General features: G+C 62.9%; 23 protein-coding genes. 4 read left to right on the forward strand and 19 right to left on the reverse strand.

Features of this window, described 5'->3' with window-relative positions; translation table 11 throughout:
* The first annotated feature begins 94 nt into the window (after positions 1 to 94).
* Positions 95 to 1,043 (forward strand): IS630 family transposase gene (locus UB31_RS40325; RefSeq protein WP_156163132.1). Its coding sequence is split into 2 segments (ribosomal slippage): positions 95 to 430 and positions 432 to 1,043, totalling 948 coding nucleotides; the frame shifts between segments, so codons are not numbered across the junction.
* Positions 1,044 to 1,049: 6 nt separating this feature from the next.
* Here the strand turns inward: UB31_RS40325 and UB31_RS09390 are convergent.
* From UB31_RS09390 to UB31_RS09400, 3 genes are read right to left on the reverse strand one after another with little or no spacing between them, the layout of a single operon-like run.
* On the reverse strand, positions 1,050 to 1,712 hold the full coding sequence (locus UB31_RS09390; protein ID WP_082078457.1) for a TadE/TadG family type IV pilus assembly protein: 663 nt from the start codon (positions 1,710 to 1,712) through the stop codon (positions 1,050 to 1,052).
* Positions 1,713 to 1,715: 3 nt separating this feature from the next.
* Entirely contained in the window at positions 1,716 to 2,276 is a 561-nt protein-coding gene (locus tag UB31_RS09395; protein ID WP_045010653.1) for a TadE/TadG family type IV pilus assembly protein, read from the reverse strand.
* Between the two features lie 10 nt (positions 2,277 to 2,286).
* The gene (locus UB31_RS09400; protein ID WP_045010654.1) at positions 2,287 to 3,714 is read right to left on the reverse strand and encodes a TadE/TadG family type IV pilus assembly protein; all 1,428 of its coding nucleotides are present in this window, start codon (positions 3,712 to 3,714) and stop codon (positions 2,287 to 2,289) included.
* On the opposite strand from UB31_RS09400, the gene UB31_RS42115 reads away from it, so the two are divergent.
* Positions 3,632 to 3,919, forward strand: a complete 288-nt coding sequence (locus UB31_RS42115) for a hypothetical protein (protein ID WP_197090803.1) — start codon at positions 3,632 to 3,634, stop codon at positions 3,917 to 3,919. The genes UB31_RS09400 and UB31_RS42115 overlap by 83 nt on opposite strands.
* A 212-nt stretch (positions 3,920 to 4,131) precedes the next feature.
* Here the strand turns inward: UB31_RS42115 and UB31_RS09410 are convergent, their stop codons facing one another.
* From UB31_RS09410 to UB31_RS09420, 3 genes are all read right to left on the reverse strand, one after another.
* Positions 4,132 to 4,608, reverse strand: a complete 477-nt coding sequence (locus UB31_RS09410; protein ID WP_245305967.1) for a hypothetical protein — start codon at positions 4,606 to 4,608, stop codon at positions 4,132 to 4,134.
* A gap of 273 nt (positions 4,609 to 4,881) precedes the next feature.
* Positions 4,882 to 6,441 (reverse strand): acyl-CoA carboxylase subunit beta, encoded by a 1,560-nt coding sequence (locus UB31_RS09415; RefSeq protein ID WP_045010657.1) that lies wholly within the window; start codon positions 6,439 to 6,441, stop codon positions 4,882 to 4,884.
* On the reverse strand, positions 6,371 to 7,345 hold the full coding sequence (locus UB31_RS09420) for an IclR family transcriptional regulator (protein ID WP_045010658.1): 975 nt from the start codon (positions 7,343 to 7,345) through the stop codon (positions 6,371 to 6,373). The genes UB31_RS09415 and UB31_RS09420 overlap by 71 nt, the downstream gene beginning before the upstream one ends.
* A 94-nt stretch (positions 7,346 to 7,439) precedes the next feature.
* Here UB31_RS09420 and UB31_RS09425 point away from each other — a divergent pair, with 94 nt between their 5' ends.
* A complete protein-coding gene (locus UB31_RS09425; protein WP_045000582.1) occupies positions 7,440 to 7,661 on the forward strand; it encodes an acyl-CoA carboxylase biotin carboxyl carrier protein subunit in 222 nt (73 codons plus the stop codon).
* Positions 7,662 to 7,808: 147 nt separating this feature from the next.
* Positions 7,809 to 9,656, forward strand: coding sequence for a glutaminase A (gene glsA / locus UB31_RS09430; RefSeq protein ID WP_045010659.1), 1,848 nt, complete (start codon positions 7,809 to 7,811; stop codon positions 9,654 to 9,656).
* Positions 9,657 to 9,658: 2 nt separating this feature from the next.
* Here glsA and UB31_RS09435 read toward each other — a convergent pair whose 3' ends face one another.
* The 13 genes from UB31_RS09435 to UB31_RS09495 form a co-directional block, all read right to left on the reverse strand.
* Entirely contained in the window at positions 9,659 to 9,967 is a 309-nt protein-coding gene (locus tag UB31_RS09435; RefSeq protein ID WP_045010873.1) for a nucleoside triphosphate pyrophosphohydrolase family protein, read from the reverse strand.
* A 26-nt stretch (positions 9,968 to 9,993) separates the two neighbouring features.
* The gene (locus UB31_RS09440; protein WP_045010660.1) at positions 9,994 to 10,521 is read right to left on the reverse strand and encodes a carboxymuconolactone decarboxylase family protein; all 528 of its coding nucleotides are present in this window, start codon (positions 10,519 to 10,521) and stop codon (positions 9,994 to 9,996) included.
* A 481-nt stretch (positions 10,522 to 11,002) separates the two neighbouring features.
* Complete coding sequence (locus UB31_RS09445) at positions 11,003 to 11,368, reverse strand: Zn-ribbon domain-containing OB-fold protein (protein WP_045010661.1); 366 nt, start codon at positions 11,366 to 11,368, stop codon at positions 11,003 to 11,005.
* Complete coding sequence (locus UB31_RS09450; protein WP_045010662.1) at positions 11,365 to 12,501, reverse strand: thiolase family protein; 1,137 nt, start codon at positions 12,499 to 12,501, stop codon at positions 11,365 to 11,367. The genes UB31_RS09445 and UB31_RS09450 overlap by 4 nt, the downstream gene beginning before the upstream one ends.
* Positions 12,498 to 13,721, reverse strand: coding sequence for a CaiB/BaiF CoA transferase family protein (locus tag UB31_RS09455; protein WP_045010663.1), 1,224 nt, complete (start codon positions 13,719 to 13,721; stop codon positions 12,498 to 12,500). The genes UB31_RS09450 and UB31_RS09455 overlap by 4 nt, the downstream gene beginning before the upstream one ends.
* 107 nt (positions 13,722 to 13,828) lie before the next feature.
* Complete coding sequence (locus UB31_RS09460; RefSeq protein WP_045000594.1) at positions 13,829 to 14,029, reverse strand: hypothetical protein; 201 nt, start codon at positions 14,027 to 14,029, stop codon at positions 13,829 to 13,831.
* Between the two features lie 121 nt (positions 14,030 to 14,150).
* Positions 14,151 to 15,320, reverse strand: coding sequence for an acetyl-CoA acetyltransferase (locus UB31_RS09465; RefSeq protein ID WP_045000596.1), 1,170 nt, complete (start codon positions 15,318 to 15,320; stop codon positions 14,151 to 14,153).
* Positions 15,321 to 15,378: 58 nt separating this feature from the next.
* Entirely contained in the window at positions 15,379 to 16,029 is a 651-nt protein-coding gene (gene eda, locus UB31_RS09470; protein ID WP_045010664.1) for a bifunctional 4-hydroxy-2-oxoglutarate aldolase/2-dehydro-3-deoxy-phosphogluconate aldolase, read from the reverse strand.
* Between the two features lie 13 nt (positions 16,030 to 16,042).
* Positions 16,043 to 17,023, reverse strand: a complete 981-nt coding sequence (locus UB31_RS09475) for a sugar kinase (protein ID WP_045000600.1) — start codon at positions 17,021 to 17,023, stop codon at positions 16,043 to 16,045.
* Positions 17,024 to 17,046: 23 nt separating this feature from the next.
* Positions 17,047 to 18,033: a D-erythronate dehydrogenase gene (denD, locus tag UB31_RS09480; protein ID WP_045010665.1), complete on the reverse strand. Its 987-nt coding sequence runs from the start codon at positions 18,031 to 18,033 to the stop codon at positions 17,047 to 17,049.
* Positions 18,034 to 18,112: 79 nt separating this feature from the next.
* Positions 18,113 to 18,988, reverse strand: a complete 876-nt coding sequence (locus tag UB31_RS09485) for a carbohydrate ABC transporter permease (RefSeq protein ID WP_045000604.1) — start codon at positions 18,986 to 18,988, stop codon at positions 18,113 to 18,115.
* Between the two features lie 2 nt (positions 18,989 to 18,990).
* On the reverse strand, positions 18,991 to 19,938 hold the full coding sequence (locus tag UB31_RS09490; protein ID WP_082078458.1) for a carbohydrate ABC transporter permease: 948 nt from the start codon (positions 19,936 to 19,938) through the stop codon (positions 18,991 to 18,993).
* Positions 19,939 to 20,005: 67 nt separating this feature from the next.
* Positions 20,006 to 21,319 (reverse strand): ABC transporter substrate-binding protein, encoded by a 1,314-nt coding sequence (locus tag UB31_RS09495; protein WP_045000608.1) that lies wholly within the window; start codon positions 21,317 to 21,319, stop codon positions 20,006 to 20,008.
* Between the last annotated feature and the right edge of the window lie 33 nt (positions 21,320 to 21,352).

Consider the following 21,352-nt stretch of genomic DNA (forward strand, 5'->3'; position numbering starts at 1 on the left):
CTAGAGCGGATCATTGATTAATTGAATCGAAAGGGATTCCGTCGGGCGGCGGTTTGTGATTCAAGATGCTGGCTGGATCGGAGGCCAGCATCGGATGGTCCGACCTCTTTCGAATGATCTTCGTGAACGAGCCGTGAAGGCGGTGGAATCCGGCGAGAGTTGCCATGCCGTGGCGGCCCGGTTCGATGTTGCGGTGTCGTCGGTCGTGAAGTGGAGGCAGCGCTATCGCGCAACAGGTTCGGTCGCGCCGGGCAAGATGGGGGGACACCGCAAGCCAGTTCTGGCGCCGCATCGAGCATTCATCGTGGAGCGGATCAGTCAGATGCCACATTTAACGCTGCACGGGCTGAAGGACGAACTTGCCGCGCGAGGCGTAAAAGTCTCGCACCACGCGGTGTGGACCTTTCTGCGACGCGAAGGTCTCAGCTTCAAAAAAAACTCTGTTCGCCCTTGAACAAGGCCGCGCCGATGTCGTGTGGCGGCGGCAGCGCTGGCGCAGCTTGCAGGATCGCCTCGATCCAAACCGCCTGGTGTTCATCGACGAGACCTGGATCAAGACCAACATGGCACCGCTACGCGGCTGGGGAGCCAAGGGCGAGCGGCTGCGCGGCTTTGCGCCGCACGGTCACTGGCGAACCCTGACCTTCCTCGGTGCCCTACGCTGTGACCAGCTCACTGCGCCTTGCGTGTTCGACGGACCGATCAACGGCGAAAGCTTCCGCGCCTATGTCGAACAGCAACTCGTCAAAGTGCTCAAACCGGGCGACATCGTCATCATGGATAATCTCGGTAGCCACAAGTCGCCGACAGTCCGTCAGATGATCCGCAAAGCCGGCGCTAGGCTGTGGTACCTGCCGCCGTACTCACCCGACCTGAACCCGATCGAGCAGGTCTTTGCCAAAATCAAACATTGGATGCGCATCGCACAGAAACGCACGATCGACGACGCCTGCGACCACATCGGTCACCTCGTCAGAGGCGTTATGCCAGCCGAATGCACCAACTACTTTGCTAATGCCGGATACGCTTCTATCAAAAAATGAAACGCTCTAGCAGGACTTCTGTTGCAGATGCTGGATGCAGGTGCACACCGCCGTGGCCGGATACTTCACGTCATAATACGGGAAGTTTGAATTGGCCGGGCCGTTCGTCGAGCAGCGTGGAAACAAATAGTAGCTGTCTGACAGGGTGACGCTGCCGGCGATCGTGTAGCCGAGATTCGGCGTGTAGACATAGGACACCTCGCTCAGGATCAGCGAGATGTTGGCATTGTTGGAACTGTTCGGGCTGGTCGCGGTGAAGGACGACAAGGTCATCTGCTGACCCACGGGCCTTGCGCCCGACGTGCTGGTTGACTGGCTCCATTGAACCGTCGCCTTGCCACTGCTGTCGGTCGCGACTTCGGACACCGTGATCGTCATCAGGGAATTGCCGCCGGCATCCGTGACGGCATAGGGAGCCATGATGGCGCTCGCAGCCGAAAGGATCCCGCTCATCCGGGCCGACGTGAGCTGGGTGTTCTGCGAAATCATGTCAGCGACACTGTGTGCAGTTGCCGAGACCTTGACGTTCATCGCCAGCCCGTTCCCGAGCTCGACGCCTCCGACGTAGAGCACCAGCATGAACGGGACCACGATGGCGAACTCCGTCGCCGCAACGCCGCGAACATCAGTCCGCAGATGCCGTGCGCGACGCAACAAGCCGGCAATCATTGGCTAGCTCCCTGGCTCGTTCTGGAACGCAGCCGACGCCATGATCAGCCGGTTGCCGTTGGAAATATTCGACAGGTTGAAACCGAGCGGCCCGAGCATGACCGGCCATACGTACATCACCCGGAGAACGACGGGGTCGCCGGCATTCCCTGGATTGTATTGCCAGACATTCGAGACGGTCCCATCGCTGTTGAAGGTCAAGGTGGGCATGGCCGTGTTCGCGGAAGACCACGAACTGGCAACCTGCATATCGATCATCAAACCGCTGCAGTTGAACAGAATCACGACCTGATTGCAGACTTGCTGCTTGAATTGGGCCTGCGTCATTTGCTGAGACTGGACTTGTCCGGTCATGACGAGGCGCCCCGATTGAAGCACGACGGATTCGAGCAATTCCTGAGCAAAGAAAACCAGAAAGGTCTGGATCAGTGCGATGAGAAGGGCGAGGAACGGCGCGCCGATGAGCGCGAATTCGACGGCCGTGGCGCCTTCGTTGTCCCCAGCGAAGGCCGCGCAGCGGCTGCTGCGCCTCCCTCTCTTTGTTGTGACGTCCGATCCGGTCATGGCGCCTTCTCTACTGCACGAGGCTGGCCGTGCTTGACGCAACCTTGATGAAGAGGTTCGTCAGCGCCCCGGAAATGTCGCCGCCGGTTTGAACGCTGGCATAGAAGCCAGGCGAGGCGCACGCTTGGAGCTTCTGTGCGATCGTACCGGTTGAGGACGTAGGCTCGTCGTACGTGTCGATCCAGCTCATGTACCAGGAATCCGTTGTCTGGATGCCGGTGGTGGCGCTCGCGATGAGTTGCAGATACTCGGTGTAGAGGACCGCGATCTTGATGCCCCGGTTCTTGATGGTCGTGCACATCGTCGTGTCGAGCGGCTGCTGACATCGACTGTGGGAAGCGAAGCTCGCGTTGGGGCAAGTCGCGGAGATCTTGTCTTCGACGCCGTCGGTGACGAGGAACACCACTTCCTGCGGCGTATCTCCTGACGCGTTGCTGCCAAGCCCGGGAGCGGGCATGATATTGTTGATGCTTGAAAGCGCGCCGGCGATATCTGTGCCAAAGTCGGTCGTGGGATTGGTCGTGCTCGATGAAGAGCAGCCCGAAAAGACGCAGTTCTGGTAGTAGACCGGCATCAGCGAGATATTGGAAACCTGGATTCCGGCGGTGGTCGGGGTGGTCAGCGTCGCCAGTGTGTTCAAACCTACGTCGAACGTATAGAGCGCCGCCCTGTAGGTGGTGTTGTTCAGGGCCGCCATGCACTGCATGACGCCCCCCGAAACGCCCGACTGCGGGCAGTTCGACCATGAATTGAGCAACTGATTGACGGCACTCGTCACCAGATCGATCCGCAAGGTGATATTGCGAGCTCGTGCGATCGCAAGGTTATCCTGAGTCCCGCCATCGTGAGCGATATTGGTTTCATGGCAGGCGAAGCCGCAATTCTGCGAAGACGCTGCCGACTGGTACTTGGAGGCGGTGTACTTGATGAGATTGCTGATGTCGGTCGTGGTCGCGCCGATCCCCATGGACGGCGAGTCATCCATCAGCAGATAGAAGTTCATGTTGGGCGCGCTCGACGCGCGCGCCGTCGCCGACCCCGAGACCTGCCAGGTCTGCCGACCGAGAACGCTGGGGAAATTGTTGACGGACTGCGCGACATACGAAACCGTAATGGTCCGCGCGAGCCCGGAATCAACGACGTTGATGGTCGGTGTCGGCGTCGACGACAGGCCGGGAAGATTCGCCTTCGCTGCAAAGACGGCTGCCGCGGTCGCCTGGACGACGCTGTCGTCGGACTGCGTCAGCATGGCCGGCCTCACGGCCGCAATTGCGGCCGCGTCGGCAGCCGCGTTCAATTGCTCCTGCTTGCGCAAGGCCAGCGTGTAGTCGAGCGTCATGCCCAGGAGAAAGACGATGGGAACCAGCATCAGCGCGAAGATGATGGCGACGTTGGCCTTCCGATCTCTCGCGAAACGAAGCATTGCGCGGCGGAGCATGACCCTCATCCTGATTGCCGTTGCGGCGGCAGAGACACTTCCCTGGAATCGTGCGATCGAAGGCGACTATCAAACTTTCGTCGCCGACCATTCGCTCATTGCGGGCGGAACTCTGGAGATGGCCTTCTTAATCAACGCTTACGGGCAATCCATAAACACGGAGTGTCACGGATTGAGATGTGTCAGATTGGGAAAGCATCATTAACGTCGCTTAAACGGGGTCGTTGAGTTTGAAGCGACGGGGGTATCCGGAGGCCGTTAGGTCGCACGTCGGGCGAAGACGGATGCCCTGGAGCCGTCCCGGCCCAGGCCAGGACGGGATTGGGGAGCTCGCGGTTAGGCTCGCGCTGCCGCTGCCAACATAAAACTCTCGAAAACAACCCGTGCAAAGTAGCCGGTGGCCCACGGGCGATCAGGTTACTTCGCTTCCCTGTTCAATTCGATCGCGACCTCCGAGACCCAGGATCCCGGCGCATCCATCAGGAAGGACTGGTGATTGCCCTTGGTCTGGATTGTCACCAACGCGGCCACGGTGTTTCCTTCAATCCGCGCCTCGATCAAGCCGTCCGTATTTGTCCCGTAAACCTTGCCGCCCTGTCGGTATTCGCTCTCGAACCAGTTGCCGGAAAGCTCGGTCCCGTTCTGATCGATGTTTGCCGACAAGACCATCTTGTACGCATCGCTCGCGCAGCGCAGGTCAAGACTAACCGACCGTCCAGGCTTGGTGATGTTGTACGCCACTTTGCAGCGAACCTTCTCACGCGGGCCATCCGAGGGCTTCATCGTGCCGATGCCCGACCAGGCGCCGGCCAAATTGTCGAGCGCCGGCTCCGCGTGCAAGCCGCCGCTGCTCACGAGCGCAAGGCAGGCCGCGCCTACGCCGATACGTGCCACCGAAGAGTTCAATCGCATTCTGCCAATCCTGATCCGCAATGTCTGAGCCCTCTTAGGCTCGGACAGCCGCAGGATGTTGGCGAAGATGTTGAGAGATGTTGCGGAAGTTGGCTGAACGTTGCTGGCGTCATTGCGAGGAGCGCTTGCGACGAAGCAATCCAGGCTATCTCGGCGGACACATTCTGGATTGCTTCGCTTCCGCCTTCGCTCTTCGAGCTACGGCGGACAAGGCGCTCGCAATGACGGCTAAGCTCGCAACGACGATCGCGCCCATTACGGCCTGATCGAAAAATTCTCCGGCGGTCCTGCCTTGCGCAACGGCTCGGCCAGCCGCGCGAATTCGCACAACAACCCCCGCGTCTTGCGCGGGTCGATGATCTCCTCGACCCAGAATTTTTCAGCCGAGCGGAACGGCGAGCGCAGCTTGTTCAGCCGCTCCTGGATCTCGTTGAGCTTCGCCGCCTTGTCCTCGGCTGCATCGATGTCGGCACGGTAGGCAGCTTCGATGCCACCTTCGAGCGGCAGCGAGCCCCAATAGGCCGACGGCCAGGCGTAGCGGATCGAGAAGCGGTCGGCCGGCTGATGCACCACGCCGGCGACGCCGAAGGCGTTGCGCAGGATCACGGTGCACCAGGGCACCGTGGTCTGGTTGACCGCGGCCATGGCGCGGACGCCGTGGCGGATCGTGGCCGCCTTTTCGGCGTCGAGGCCGATCATGAAGCCCGGGCAGTCCATGAGATAGACGATCGGCAGATGAAAGGTCTCTGCGAAGTCGACCCAGCGCACCACCTTCTGGCAGGCATCCGCCGTCCAGGAGCCGCCATAGTGAAAGCTGTCGCTGGCGAGCACCATCACCGCCCTGCCCTCGAGCCGGGCGAGACCGACGATGATCGGCCTGCCGAAATTCCTTGCGACCTCGAAGAACGAGCCCTTGTCGACGACGGACTCGACGATCGGCCGCATCTTGTAGACCTGCTTGCGATTACGCGGCACCGCGTTCATCAGCGCTTCTTCGCTGCGCTCGGGATTGTCGGTGCAGGGCACGGTCGGCGGCAATTCGTAAACCGACGACGGCAGATAAGACAGGAAACGCCGCGCGCAGGCGAAGGCTTCCTCCTCGGTGTCGACCGCATGATCGACCGCGCCGGCGCGGGTCTGGATATCCGCGCCGCCGAGTTCCTCCTTCGATAGGTCCTGTCCCAGCGCCTTCACCACCGGCGGGCCCGCGACGAACATCGCGGACTTCCTGGTCATGATCGAATAGTGGCTGGCAGCGAGACGCGCAGCGCCAAGGCCAGCGACCGAGCCGAGACCCAGCGCGACCACGGGAACGCGCGACAGGTTTTCCGTGGTGAAGCGATACCAGCGGGTGCCGCCGATGCCGCCCGGGAGATTCGCGGCGCCCTTGGTCTCGATGGTCTTGACCGAGCCGCCACCGCCGGAGCCTTCGATGATACGGACGATGGGCAGACGAAAATCGTGCGCCATCTCCTCCGCCATCAGCGGCTTTGCCGAGACCGAGGCATCGGCCGAACCACCGCGCACGGTGAAGTCGTCACCGACCACGACGACGGTGCGGCCATCGACGCGCGCGCGCCCGAACACGCAGTTCGCCGGCGTCAATTTCTGCAACTCGCCGCTGGAATCGTACTCACCGACGCCGGAGACGGCACCGATTTCGTGAAAGCTGCCTGTGTCGATCAGCTTCTCGATGCGCTCCCGAACAGTCAGCCGGCCTTGGTCATGCTGTCGCTTGACCTTGTCAACGCCGCCCATCTCCCGCGCGAAGGCTTCGCGCCGGGCGAGCTCGTCGAGTTCCGGCTTCCAGTTCATTCACTCCCTCCGAATTGATCGGCTTATTGTTGTTATGCACGGCCATTGCGACCGGTTTGCGCGAGATACGGGCGTTGAAGACATCGCCCTCGGCGCCTTCGAGCAGGCTGCCGAGCGAGCGGCCGAGCTCGAGCATCAGCGGCGCGACTTCGGCATGCAGACGCTGCTCGTCATACATCGCCGAGAGAAGGCCGATGGTGATGACCACGAAGGTCTGGTACTGCGGCGACCAGATCGGCACCGCGAGCCCGTTGATGTGCGGGCTCCACAGGCCGCAAGCCACGACATAGCCGTGCTCGCGCAGCGACTGCCGGTTGGCTTCGATACGAGGCCGCAGGATTTTTGCCGCCTCCGGGGCTTCCCGCTCCATCTCCGCAATGAAGGCATCGCCGATCTCCGGCGCCAGCGCCGCTGTGTAGGCCGCACCCGCAGCGGTGGAAGCCATCGAGATGCGGCTGCCGGTGCCCTCGTGCAGGCCGAGTGCGGTCGCCGAGCGCGCGAACTGGAGATAGACCAGATGGAAGCGATCAGGGACGACAAAGCCGACCGTGCCGGGCAATTGCTCGGCAACTTCCTGAAGCCGCTGCCGGATCATGCTGCGCAGCTGCGCGCCCTTCATCATCGAGGCACTCATCGCCACGGCGCTCGGGCCGATGCGATATTTCTGGTCACGCGGCAGGTAAACCAGTTGCCCCATGCGCGTCAGCGTGTGCGTGAGCCGCGACACCGTCGAGCGCGGCAGACCACAGCGATTTGAAATTTCGAGATTGCCGAGCCGGGCCTCGTGGCCCTCGAAGCATCGCAACACGTCGAACGCGCGCGAGACTACCTGGATGACATCACCTTCACCGGCATCACCGGCCAGCGAACCTTGCCTACTCAACCGCTCCGAACGTCGTCCCATGTTCCCTACCAGTTGTTCCGCTGTGCGGAATTAAATTCCACTTGCAGACGACGCTACCTCAGGCATTTTGCGACGACAACAAAAAGGCGATGGCATGCCAGAAATTAAGATCGTCACGGAGGTCGCGGGACGCATCTGCGCAACTCCCGTGCAAGTTGGAGGAACCGTTGCGGATGGCGATGAAATTGTGGTGGTCGAAGCCATGAAGATGGAGATACCGGTGTCCTCGCCTGCGGCCGGCACGATCACATCGCTGCTCGTCAAGCTCGACGATGTCGTTGCCGAAGGACAAGCGATCGCAATCGTTGCGAGCTGAGCTCGCGCCGTTGCGGTTGCAGCCCGCGACAATCTGAAACACATGACATTGCGATGGCGCCGGCGTCTTGCGTTCGGGCGTCACAGCGGATGGCCTTCGGTGACCAACGGGTTGCACGTGCCCTGATTGCGATGCACAAGGGAGGCGATGATAGCGCAATCGCCGCCCGCCTCCGCCTGGACCCGCTCGAAGCCGCCGCTGCTGCGGTTTCTGGACACGTGCCTCAACGAATTCTCGGCAGAGACCTCAGGCAGCGTGGCCGACTACATTCCCGAGCTCGGCAAGGCCGACCCTGCCTATTTCGGCATCAGCCTTGCGACGCTGGACGGCCATGTCTACGAGGTCGGCAACAGCCGCGTGCCCTTCACCATCCAGTCGATGTCAAAACCGTTCGTGTTCGCGCTGGCACTGGATCTGCTCGGCGCCGGCCGCGTCGAGAGCGCGATCGGCGTCGAACCGTCGGGCGACCCCTTCAACTCGATCCGGCTCAACTCCGACAACCATCCGTTCAACCCGATGGTCAATGCCGGGGCAATCGCCTGTACCGGGTTGATCCATGAGAGCAAGGGCGCTGAGGCCTTCGAGCAGATTCGCCTTGCACTCAGCCGTTTCGCCGGGCGCGATCTCGCCGTCGATGAGGCCGTCTATACCTCGGAAAGCCAGACCGGCGATCGCAACCGCGCCATCGGCTATCTCCTGAAGACCAATGCGGTGATCTCGGACAATGTCGCTGGCGTTCTCGACGTCTATTTCCGGCAATGCGCGGTGCTGGTCACCGCGCGCGACATCGCGGTGATGGCGGCGACGCTCGCCAACCGCGGCGTCAATCCGGTCACCGGCGAACAGGTGATGACGCCTTACGCGATCTCGCGCACGCTCTCGGTGATGACGTCGTCGGGCATGTACGACTATGCCGGCGAATGGATCTACCGCATCGGCATCCCCGCCAAGAGCGGCGTCGGCGGCGGCATTCTGGCCGCGCTCCCGGCCCGGCTCGGCCTCGGCAGCTATTCGCCAAAGCTCGACAAGCACGGCAACAGCGTGCGCGGCATCAAGGTCTGCGAAGCGCTGTCCTCGCATTACGATCTGCACATGCTCAACCGCAGCGACGACGCGCGCAACGCCGTGATCGCCGACTACGACATCGGCAAGAGCCCGTCCCGCCGTGTCCGCCGTCAGCAGGAGCGCGATATCCTCGCCGCGCACGAGCAGGAGGTGCGGGTCATCGAGCTGGTCGGCACGTTGTCGCTGTCCGCGGTCGACTATGTCTCGCGCCGGCTCGCCGGGCGGCCGCGGCCGCAATTCGTGATCTTCGATCTTCATCGTGTCACCTCCACCACGCGCGCCGGCGCGCGGCTCGTGGCCGAGGCGTTCGAGGAGCTCGCTGCCCTGAATGTCACCGTGGTTTTGTCCGGCGTCCGGCGCGCATCCAAGGAGTGGAACACGCTGCGGGAATGGACGGCAGAACTCAAGAACGTTCGCGACTTCTATCTGCTCGACACCGCGATCGAATGGGCCGAAGACCAGATCGTCTACCGCCATGGCGGCTCGATCGACTTTCACGAAACCACCGAGCTTGCCGAGCAGCCGCTGCTGGAGGGACTTGGCGCGCAAGAGTTGAAAGACCTCGCCTCGACCTGCGCGATCAGGACATACCAATCCGGCGCAAAGATCCTCACCACCGGCGATCCCGCCGATGCCATCTTCTTCCTGCGCAGCGGCGCCGTGCATGTGACGCTGCCCGACGGCGTCAGGCTGGCGACGCTGACCGCCGGCATGGCCTTTGGCGAGATGGCGCTGATCGAGGCCACCCGCTCCGCCGACGTCTACGCCGATATGGCGGCGACTGCGTTCGAAGTACCCCTCAAGGAATTTGAGAACTTCCGCGAGCAGCACCCGCGGGCCTCCGAGCGCATCATGCGCAACCTAGCGCAGTTGCTCGCCGATCGCCTGATCGTCGCCAACGCCAAGGTCGATATTTTGACATCGACGTAAGGCTACGCCGAGCGGCTTGCCGCCTCGCTGATCCGCCGCTTGATCTTGGCGGCGCTGGCCTCGAGCAATTCGGATGGCTGTTGGCCAGTCGCAGCACACAGGCAGGCCCAGTAATAGATGACATCGCCGAGCTCTTCGATGAGACCCGCCTTGTCGAGCCAGTCATCGCGCAGCAGCTTCTTGATGTGCTCGGCGACCTCCCCGGCCTCGCCCGCGAGGCCGAGACCGAGATAGGACAGCCGCTCGTTGGACGGATGTTCATCGACTTTCGCAACGCCTGCGGCCCAGGCCGCGTATTCATCGATCGTCATCGGCATCCCTCGCCGTTGCTATCGGATCAGCCCACCACTTCCGTGACCGGTTGAAGATCGATCTCGAAAGTTTCCAGGAATTTCGAGGTCATGATGTAGAAGCCGACCGAGAGCTGCAATTCGACCAGCGCGGCCGGGGTCAGCTTTGACTCGATCGCCTTGAAAGTCGCATCCGTCGGCTTGTTCAATTTCACGATCTCGTCGGTGAAGGCGAGCGCGGCGCGTTGCGTGTCGTCGAAACAGGATGCTGCTTGCCAGTCAGTGAGCGCCTCGTTCTGCGCGTCGGTGACGCCGACGTTCTTGCCGATGCGCTTGTGTGCGACGATCTCGTACGGCGCCTCGCACAGAATCCCGGTGCGCGTGATCGCGAGCTCGCGCACGATCGGATCGAGCTCACCCTTGTGGCGGATCGCGCCGCCGAGACGGCAGTACTGTTCAAAGTAGCTCGGCGAATGCGACATCATGCGGAAGATGTTGGCATTGCGATTCTTGTCGAGAATTTCGCGGGTGCGGTCGGATGCCTTGGACGGGTCGCTGTAGCCGATGCGGGCCATGATCTCTGATTTTCCTTGAGCTTTTGATGCTTATTGTCGTTGCCGCAGAAAGTTCCCAAAAACTCTATTCGTGCGCGACCCCAGGAGCAACATCATCGAGTCAAAATGCCGCCGCATTGCTGATCGACCTTGGGACAGTCGATATTCGCTGCGTGGGGACACATTGCAGCGGATACTCGAAGTGGGGTGTTCCGAGTAAAATAATTGGCCGTCGGGTGTGCTAGCCGCGCACACGATGAGTCACGCCCAAGTCTAGGGAGAAAATGGCATGAAGGAAGCCACCAAGGGGGCGGCCTCGGGAGCGCTCGCGCATATGCTGGCGGTGACGGCGATGCTCGTCATCGCCAGCATATTGTTCTACGGGCGTTAACAAGAGTTGTAAGAGTTTTCGTCATTCCGGGGTGGCCCTCGCACAGGTCAGGCCCAGAATACCCGTTCCAGGCTCGGTCCTTTGGACCGCCCCCGAATGACGAAATCCCACCTATTTCCTTCTCGTGAAAAACGGCACGAGCTTTCCGGCGAACGCCGTGAAGCTCGCATCGACCTCGTCGCCGATGGCGAGACCGTTCTCGCCATGGGCCATCACGCGAAATCCCTCGGCGCAATCGACCAGCAGGATATTGTAAGGCACGTGGGCGCGCGTCTCGGGCGTGGCGGCGCGGCAGACCAGCGAAGTTGCGTACACCCTACCCTTGCCGCTGGCACGAGCCTCGCGCGAATCGCTCGCACCGCAGGCCGCGCAGAAGGCGCGGTGAAAATACTGCACATGGCCGCATGCGGCACAGGTCTGATAGGTGATGGCCTCTTCGCCCTTGGTCCAATCGGCGATTCGTTCGCTGCTGCTCATCGCACCCGCTCCAGGAACATGCTGACATGTGACGACAGCACGCCGCCGTCGCCATGAAGCAACGCGATCGAGGCGTCGCGCACCTGACGGTGAGCGGCCCGTCCCGTCATCTGCAAATGCGCCTCGACCAGATGCGCCATCGCGCCGCCGACGCCGCAATGGCCGTAGCTGAGCAGGCCGCCGTGCGTATTCAGCGGCATCGCGCCGTCGCGGCTGAAATGGCCGGCGCGCACACGGGCTGCCGCCTCGCCGCGACCGGCGAGGCCGAGGTCTTCCAGCAGCATCGCGAGCGTGATGGTAAAGCTGTCGTAGATCGCGGCGTAGCGTACGTCCGAGATCGCAAGGCCGGTGGCCTCCCTGGCGCGCGCGATCGAGATCTCGGCACCGAGCTCGCTTAAGCCGGGCGCGGCCGTGACATGCTGATGGGTATGCGCCTGGGCGCAGCCGCGGATGCGCACCCCTAGCTCTCCGGTGTGCTCGCGGCTGATGACGAAGGCCGCGCCGCCGTCGGAGACCGGACAGCAATCGAGCAGTTTGAGCGGCATCGCCACCGGCTTCGACGCCATGACGTCGGCGACGGTGATGGGTTCGTGGAATTGTGCGCCGGGATGGGTGCAGGCGTGGGCGCGCATCAGCACCGCGAACTCGGCGAGGTCTTCTTCGGTGACGCCGTATTCATGCATGTACCTGTTAGCAACGAGGCCGTAATAGGCGGGGATGGTGGGACCGAGCGGCACCTCGTAATCGGGATGGCCGACCTGTGCGAGCGCCTGGATCGAGGCATCGCGGCTCTGCCCGGTGAGGCGATTCTCGCCGGCAACGACGAGCACGTTGCGCGCGACGCCGGCGTCGACGAGATGATGGGCGAGCATCGTCATCGCGAGGCCCGTGGCGCCGCCGACCTGCACGGCGTGGGCGTAAGACGGGCGGATGCCGAAATGTTCGGCGAACACGGTCGCCAGCATGATGTGCGGCGACACCGTGGAGTAGCCACAGAGGATGCCGTCGATGTCCGAACGTTTGAGCCCGGCATCGTCGAGCGCGGCTTGCGCGGCGCGGCTCATCAGGTCGAGCGAGGATGAGCCTTCGTGCTTGCCGTAAGGGGTGAGGCCGACGCCGGTGATGAAGCTCATGGGCGCACCTGTGCATCGTCATTCAGGGGCGGCGAACGGGTGACGCCATCACGGACCATTACGGCGATCTCGTCCTGGGAGTAGCCGATCTCGTGTAAAATCTCCGCGCCGTGCTCGTTGAGCTGCGGCGCCAGCCGCACCGGTTCGGCCTCGGTCTCGGACCAGGTGGCCGTGACCTTCATGCTCCGGATCGGGCCTTCGGTCGGATGGTTCACGATCGGAAAGAAATTGGTCGCTTCCAGATGCTCGTCGTGGAGCAAACCCTGCAAATCATGCATCGGCATCACCGGCACGTCGGCCTTGGTGAGCAGATCGATCCATTCCGCGGTGGTGCGCGTCTCGAAGATGCGTGCGAGCTCGGCGTAGACGACGTCGATATTGGCGGCGCGGCCGGCGAAGGTCGCGAATTTTGGATCGGCGCGCAGATCGTCGCGGCCGGTCGCTTCAAAGAAACTATTCCACTGCTTGTCGTTGTACACGATGACGCTGAGATAGCCGTCCGACGTCTTGTAGGGCCTGCGGTCGCGCGAGAGGTGGCGGGCGTAGCCGCCCTTGTCGAGCGGCGGCTCATAGGTCAGCCCGCCCATATGATCGCCCATGACGAAACCGGCCATGGTCTCGAACATCGGGATGTCGACGCGCTGGCCGCGCCCGGTGCGATCGCGATGCACCAGGCTGGCACAGATCGCGCCGACGGCAGTGAGGCCGACGATGCGGTCGACCAGGGCGTTCGGCACGTAGCGCGGCACGCCGTCGCCGGTCTGCGCCATCAGCGCCGGCAGCGCGGTTGCGCCCTGGATCAAATCGTCATAGGCAGGTTTTGCTGCATAGGGACCGTCCTGGCCGAAGCCGAACACGCCGGCATAGACGAGGCGCGGATTGATTTTCGAGACGACGTCATAGCCGAGCTGAAGCCGCGCCATCGCTTGCGGGCGGACATTGTAGACCAGCACATCGGCGTCCTTCAAAAGCCGCAGCACGGCCTCGCGGCCGGCGGGCTTCTTCAGGTCGAGGCAGATCGAGCGCTTGCTGCGGTTGGTGTTGAGGAACACCGGCCCCATGCCGGCATGACGCATCGGGCCGATCAGGCGGGTGACGTCGCCGTCGAGCGATTCCACCTTGATGATGTCGGCGCCGTAGTCGCCGAGCATCTGGGTGGCATAGGGGCCCATCAGCACAGTCGTCATGTCGATGACCTTGATGCCCTTCAGCGGCCCCATCGTTCACTCCCGATTGCGCAAGCCGAGATCGGCCCGCGATTTCGGTCCAGCTAACGGCAGTGATGCCGAGCGCGCAAGGGCGGCCTGCGTATGGCCGCATGCGTCCGCTATTTCTTCTGGCGGGATTCGCGGACCTTCAAGAGCCGGTCGAGCTCGTCGTTCTGCGCGTTGATGCGGTCGGCGATGCGCGCCTCGTTCTGCTCGCCGGAGGCGGCAGCCGCCTGCTCGATCAGCTGCCTGATATTGTCCTCGAGGATCGCGATGCGATCGTTGAGTTGGTCCAATGAGAGGTAGTCGTCGTTGCTCATGATGCACCTGCAAATCAATCAGGAGCCGTAGGGTGGGCAAAGCGAAGCGTGCCCACCATGATCTAGCGCAAGAAAGAAGGTGGGCACGGCGCTTTCGCGCCTTTGCCCACCCTACGCGAACCTACTTCAGCGGCTCCAGCACGGAGACGTAGTTGGCGACCGCGGCGCCACCCATATTAAAAATGCCGCCGAGTTTTGCATTTTTGATCTGCATGCCCTCGGGCGCCTGGCCGGCGAGCTGCATCGCGGTCATCACGTGCATGGAGACGCCGGTGGCGCCGATCGGATGGCCCTTGGCCTTCAACCCGCCGGACGGATTGACCGGCAGCTTGCCGTCCTTGAGCGTCCAGCCTTCCTTGATCGCGCGGGCGCCCTGCCCCTTCGGCGTCAGGCCCATCGCTTCGTATTCGATCAGCTCGGCGACGGTGAAGCAGTCATGGGTCTCGACGAAGGAGAGATCGGTGAGCGCAACGCCCGCCTGCTCCAGCGCGCGCTGCCAGGCAACCGTGCAGCCTTCGAACGCGAGGATGTCGCGCTTGGACATCGGCAAGAAGTCCTGCGCGTGCGCGGTGGCGCGGAAGCCGATCGACTTGCTCATGCCCTTGGCGGTTTCGGCATCAGCCAAAATCAGCGCCGCGGCACCGTCGGAGACCAGCGAGCAGTCGGTCCGCTTCAGGGGGCCGGCAACGTAAGGGTTCTTCTCGCTCTCGGCGCGGCAGAACTCGAAGCCGAAATCCTTGCGCATCTGGGCGAAGGGATTGGCGACGCCGTTCTTGTGGTTCTTGGCCGCGATCAGCGCCAGCGCATCGGACTGGTCGCCGTATTTCTGGAAATAGGAGCTGGCGATCTTGCCGAACACGCCGGCGAAGCCGCCGACAGTGTCGCCGTCCTCAGGCAGATACGACGCCTTCAACAGGTTCTTGCCGATCTCGGCGCTCGGCGTACGCGTCATCTGCTCGACGCCGACGACCAGCACGATCTTGGCCGCACCCGCGGCGATCGCACGCACCCCCTGATGCACGGCGGCGGAGCCGGTGGCGCAGGCATTCTCGACACGGGTGGTCGGCTTGAAGCGCAGCTTCGGGTCGGCCTGAAGCACCAGCGATGCGGTAAAATCCTGCGGCGAGAAGCCGGCGTTGAAATGGCCGAGCACAATTTCGTCGACGTCGGACGCGGAAATGCCGGCATCGGCCATCGCCTCATTGGCGACGCGGGTGACGAGGCTTTCGACGGTTTCGGTGTCGAACTTGCCGAACGGCGTATGCGCCCATCCGACGATGCTGGCGGTCATGGTTGTTCTCCCTAGGATCTCTTACTGACCTAAGTCTTAGCCCAAGGATGGCAAGACTTCACGTGGCTTTCAGGGCCTTCAGCGTGCGCTCGCAGATGGCAGTTATGCCGGCCCAGTTGCCGGCCCTGATCTCCGCCGTCGGGCACAGCCAGGAACCGCCGACCGCCACCACATTGGGCTCGGCAAGCCAGGTCGCCGCATTGGCCTCGCCGACGCCGCCGGTCGGGCAGAACCGCACGTTCGGGAACGGACCGCCAAGCGCGCGCAGGCCCTTGATGCCACCGGCCTGCTCGGCCGGGAAGAATTTTGCCACGTCGAAGCCGTGGGACAGCGCCATCATCAGCTCGGACGCAGTGGCGATGCCCGGCGCGAACGGCAGGGAGCTATGGGCCGCGGCCTTCAGGAGATCGGGGGTCAGGCCCGGGCTGATGCCGAACGCGACGCCGAGCTTCTCGACACGGACGAAGTCGGCCGGATTGAGAATCGTACCGATGCCGACGATCGCCTCGGGGACTTCGGCCATCATCGCCCTCGCCGCCTCGATCGCAACAGGGGTGCGCAGGGTCACCTCCAGGGTGCGGACGCCGCCTGCAACCAGCGCACGCGCCAGCGGCACAGCATCCTGGATACGCTCGATGGTGAGGACGGGAATAACGGTCGCGGCCTTGAACAGCGCGACGAGGTGGTTCTGTTGGGCAGTCGTGGTCATCTCTGTCGCTTCTTTACTTTGTCGCCTGGCGAGAACTCGCCGGCCGGTGCCGCTTCTTCGGCGGCATGGCATAGCCCGGAATGATGGCGCCGGGATAGCAGATCACGAGGCTGGCGAGGCGATGCCCGGCCTGGGCGGCCTCGACCGGGTCGGAACCGCCGAGCCGGGCCGCGATATAGGCCGCAGCAAAACTGTCGCCGGCCGCCGTGGTGTCGACCACCGGCTTGGTCATGGGCTCGGCGCGGACCTCGCGGGTCGCCCCGGAAAAGCGCAGCAGGCTCACCGGCTCGGCGAGCCGGAATACGAGCTCGGGCGTGGGGATGCGCGCCATCAGTTGCTCATGGCTTTCACCGGGATAGAGCGCGAGCAGATCCTCAGTCGAAGTCAGGGCGATGTCAGCGGCCGCAAACGCTGAGGCAAAGACCTCGCGGGCGACGTCGCGGTCGGGCCAGCCGCGCGCGCGGAAATTGGTGTCGAACACGAAGCGTGTACCAAGCAGGCGCGCGCGCTTGATCGCCGCGAACAGGCGCTCGCGCCCGGCCGCCTCGTAGATCGAGAGCGTGATGGCGGAGAGATAGACGATGTCGTAGCTCATCAGCGAATTGAGGATCTCGTCCGTCTCCGGCAGATCCATCAGCCGGCGTGCCGCCGCACTGTCGCGCCAGTGGAAGAACTGGCGCTCGCCCTTTGCATCCGTCTGGATCATGTAAAGGCCGGGCAGCTTGCCCGGCAGACGCAGCACGCGCCGGGTGCCGACGCCCTCGGCGGTCCAGGCCGCGATCATCTCATCGCTCAAGCCGTCGTCGCCGAGCGCGGTGAGATAATCGACCTTGACCTCGAGCCGCGCCAGATAGACCGCGGTGTTCAGGGTATCACCGCCGAAGCCGCGCGAGTACAGCCCGCCGCCCTGCCCGGCAGACTGTCCCGAAGACTGCCCACCTTGGGCCTGCCGGAGCTCGACCATGCATTCGCCGATGCAAGCAACGCTCGCCATCACTTTACCCGCTCAGTCACAGATCAGGCGACGAAGTTGCCGCCGAGCTCGTCTTCGACGTGAATGCGGATGATATCGTCAAAGGTCTTCTCGGCGGTGGTGAAGCCGAGCTCGAGCGACCGCTTTGCATTGAAATTGCGCGGCCAGCCACCGACGATGCCGATGATGAAGGGATCGGGCTCTCGCTTGATGCGCGCGGCGACCTTGTCGCCCGCAACACGCTTCAAGGCCGCGATCTGCTCGCCGACCGTGGCTGACAGGCCCGGCATGGTGAGGTTGCGGCGCGGGCCGACGGTCGCGAGATCCATGGTGCCGGCATGGAGCAGGAAGCCGACGGCGGAGCGCGGCGTGGCGTGCCAGTGGCGCACGTCCTCGGAGACCGGCAGCACGACCTCCTTGCCGGCCAGCGGCTCGCGCAGGATGTTGGAGAAGAAGCCCGATGCCGCTTTGTTGGGCAGACCGGGCCGGATGCAGATGGTCGGCAGGCGGATGCCGATGCCGTCGAGGAAGCCGCGGCGGGAATAGTCTGCGAGCAGCAGCTCGCCGATCGCCTTCTGGGTGCCGTAGCTCAAAAGCGGCGTGTGGAAGAACTCGTCGCCGATGGCTTCCGGGAACGGCGCGCCGAACACCGCGATCGAGGAGGTGAAGACCACGCGCGGCTTGTAGCCGCCGCCGGCAAGCCTGACAGCGTCGAGCAGCATCCGTGTGCCGTCGAGATTGATGCGGTAGCCCTTGTCGAAATCCAGCTCGGCCTCGCCCGAGACGATCGCGGCGAGATGGAAGATGACGTCGGGGCGGCCGGCGACCAGCTTTTCGGCAGCACCGGGCACGGCGAAATCGCCCGACACGGTCTCGACGGCAAAGCCCGCCTTCTCCGGCTTCTTCGGCTCGACCACGTCATGCATGGTGAGCTTGGTGATCTCGCTCTTGCCGAGCCGGCCGTCGCGCAACAGCCGTTCACACAATTTGCGGCCAACCATGCCGGCGGCGCCCAGAACCAGAATGTGCAAGAGCCTACTCCTTTTTATTGGCCGGAACGCACCGCTGCTGGTGCGTTCTTTTGGCGCGCTCTCAAGGCAGGCCCCGCGATCATTCCTTCACGGCGCCGGTCATCGCCGACACATAATACTCCACGAAGAAGGAATAAAGGATAACTACTGGGACCGAGCCAGTCAGGGCCGCCGCCATCAGCGCGCCCCAATGGTAGACGTCGCCATTGACAAGCTCGGTGATCGCGCCGACGGGGATCGTCTTGTTCTCGGACGAGGAAATGAAGGTCAGCGCGTAAATGAACTCATTCCACGACAACGTAAAGGCGAAGATGCCGGCCGAGATCACCCCCGGAAGCGACAGCGGCAGCGTGATCTTGGTGAGGATCTGGAGCCGCGTGGCCCCGTCGATCAGCGCGCACTCCTCCAGCTCATAGGGAATGGTGCGGAAATAGCCCATCAGGAGCCAGGTGCAGAACGGGATCAAGAAGGTCGGATAGGTCAGGATCAGCGCCAGATTGCCGTCGAACAGGCCGAGCTGGAACACAATCGCGGCCAGCGGAATGAACAGGATCGACGGCGGCACCAGGTAGCCGAGGAAAATCGCCAGGCCGACGTAGCGTGACCCCTTGTAGCGGAGACGCTCGATCGCATAGGCCGCGCAGACGCTGGCAAACAGCGAGATGAAGGTCGAGCACACCGAGACGATCACGGTGTTCCACATCCACAGCGGATAGTCGGTCTCGAAGAACAGCTTCGTGATGTGCTCGAACGTCGGATGTACGATCCAGAACGGATTGTACTTCTCGTAATCGTACATCTCCGCGTCCGGCTTGAAGGTCGCGACCGTCATCCAATAGAACGGAAACAGCAGGAAGACCATGATCAGGCCGAGCGGAAGGTAGACGCGAAGAAACTTCCGCGGAAAACTTTCCAGGTAGGACATTCCGACGGTTTGGTCGTCCGCGGTGCTCATGGTCAGTCCCTTCCGCCCTGCTGCCAGCGGGAGCGCTGAAGTCCGAAGAAGCTCAACAGGATCGCCGCGACCAGAAACGGGATCATTGCGTTCGAGATCGCCGCGCCCTCGCCGAGATTGCCGCCGGTGATGGCGCGCTGGAACGACAGCGTCGCCATCAGATGCGTGGAGTTGATCGGCCCGCCGCGCGTGATGGTGTAGATGAGCTGGAAGTCGGTGAAGGTCATCAGCACCGAGAATGTCATCACCACCGCGATGATCGGCGACAGCATCGGCAGCGTGATGTGGCGGAAGCGCTGTAGATTGGTGGCGCCGTCGAGATTGGCGGCCTCATAGAGCGAGGGCGAGATGGTCTGGAGTCCGGCCAGCAGCGTGATCGCGACGAAGGGCACGCCGCGCCAGATATTGGCGACGACGACCGACCAACGCGCGTTCCAGGGATCGCCGAGAAAGTCGATGTAATGCGTGATCAGGCCGGCCTTGATCAGCACCCAGGAGATGATCGAGAACTGGCTGTCGTAGATCCACCAGAACGCGATGGCCGAGAGCACCGTCGGCACCACGAATGGCAGCAGCACGATCGCCCTGACGATCGACTTGAACGGCAGCCGCTCATTGAGCAGCAGCGCCAGGTAAAGTCCGATGGCGAATTTTATGATGCTGGCGGCCACCGTGTAGAAGATGGTGTTGAACACCGATAGCCAGAACACGGAGTCCTTCGCGAGCGAGACGAAGTTTCCGAAGCCGATGTAACGGCCGACGCCGCCGATCTTGGTATCGGTCATGCCGAGCCACAAGCCCAGCAACAGAGGATAAGCCAGAAACAGAATGAGGATGGCGATTGCCGGCACCATGAACATCGCGCCGAGAAAGTTTCGGCTTTCGAACGCTCTGGACCACAGGCTGCTGCGCTTGATCTGCGCGGCGATGGGCTCGGCCATAACTGCCATGTCGGACTTCCCTCACAGAACGACGACGGCGGCGCCCAGCGAACTGGACGCCGCCGTCTGTGGCTGATCAGACCTGATAGTAGCGCTTGGCGCGCTCGGCGGCGCGGGCGGCTGCTTCCTTCGGCGTGACCTGTCCGGCGGCCGCTTCCGCGAACATATCGACCACGACGAAGTCGCCCATGACGGCGGCCGAGGCATAGCCGAGATCGCCGGCGTAGCCGTTGTCGCGGCAGCGCTTCAGGCAGTCGCGATACGGTGTGATCTTTGGATCGGAGGTCCAGACCGGGTTGTCGTTATAGGCCGGGAGCGGCGGCGAGACGTAGCCGTTGGAGGCAACCTCCCACGCGTCGTAGTTCTCCTTGTCCATCATGAACTTGATGAATTCCTTGACCGCCTTCGGATACTTCGAGTGCTTGTAGCCGTAATAGACCAGCACGTTCTGCTGCTCGGTCGACACGCCCACGGGCCCGATCGGCATCGGCGCGTGGTTCATGTCCTTGGCGATCTCCTGCTGCTTGGGATCAGGGGAGTTCTTGCCGACGGTCCAGATCGAAATGCCGTTCAGGGTGAGACTGAGCTCGCCGTTGAGGAACGCCTTGTTGTTGTTCGAGTCGTTCCACGACAGCACGCCCGGAATGAACGTCGCATAGAGCTGCTTGACGTATTCGATCGCGGCGATCGTCTCCGGCGAGTCGATGACGACCTCGTTCTTGTCGTTGACGACCTTGCCGCCGAACGCCCACAGCGCCCACTGGCACCAGCCGTTGGCGTCGCCCGTGGCATGGCCGAGCGCGAAGCCGGCCGGCGTGTTGTTCTTCTTCAACGCCTGGCAGAGCTTGAGGAAGCCGTCGGTGTCCTTCGGGAATTCGTCGAAGCCTGCGGCCTTCACGTGGCTGATGCGGTAGTTCAGGCAGCCGCCGGTCGCGCCCTGCGGAATCGCGATCCAGCTGTTGCCCTTCTTGCCGTAACGCTCGGCAACCGGATACCAGCCGCCATACTGCGCGCCGAGATAGTCGGCGACGTCAGTCATGTCGATCAGCTTCTCGGGGAATTTGAAGGGATCGTCGAGCGTGCCGACGATGAGATCGGGACCGGCGCCGACATTGGCGGCGACCGCGGCCTTCGGCCGGATGTCTTCCCAGCTCTCGGCCTCCAACTTCACCTTGATGCCGGTCTTCTCGGAGAACTTCTTGGTCTGCTCGGCGAACTTGTCGAACTCGGCCTGAATGAACTGCTTCCAGCGCAGCACGCGGATGGAGGCATTCGGCTCCGGCGTGTTGGTCCACTCCGCCGCGCGGACTGGAACGATGCCGGGGCCGGCGAGCAAGGCTGCGCCGCCCAGGCTGGCTTTAAGCACACTACGCCTGTTGAAATCGCTCATCGTTCTCTCCCTGATTTTTTATATTTGTATTGG

The sequence above is a fragment of the Bradyrhizobium sp. LTSP849 genome, assembly GCF_000938255.1.
Taxonomy (GTDB): Bacteria; Pseudomonadota; Alphaproteobacteria; order Rhizobiales; family Xanthobacteraceae; genus Bradyrhizobium.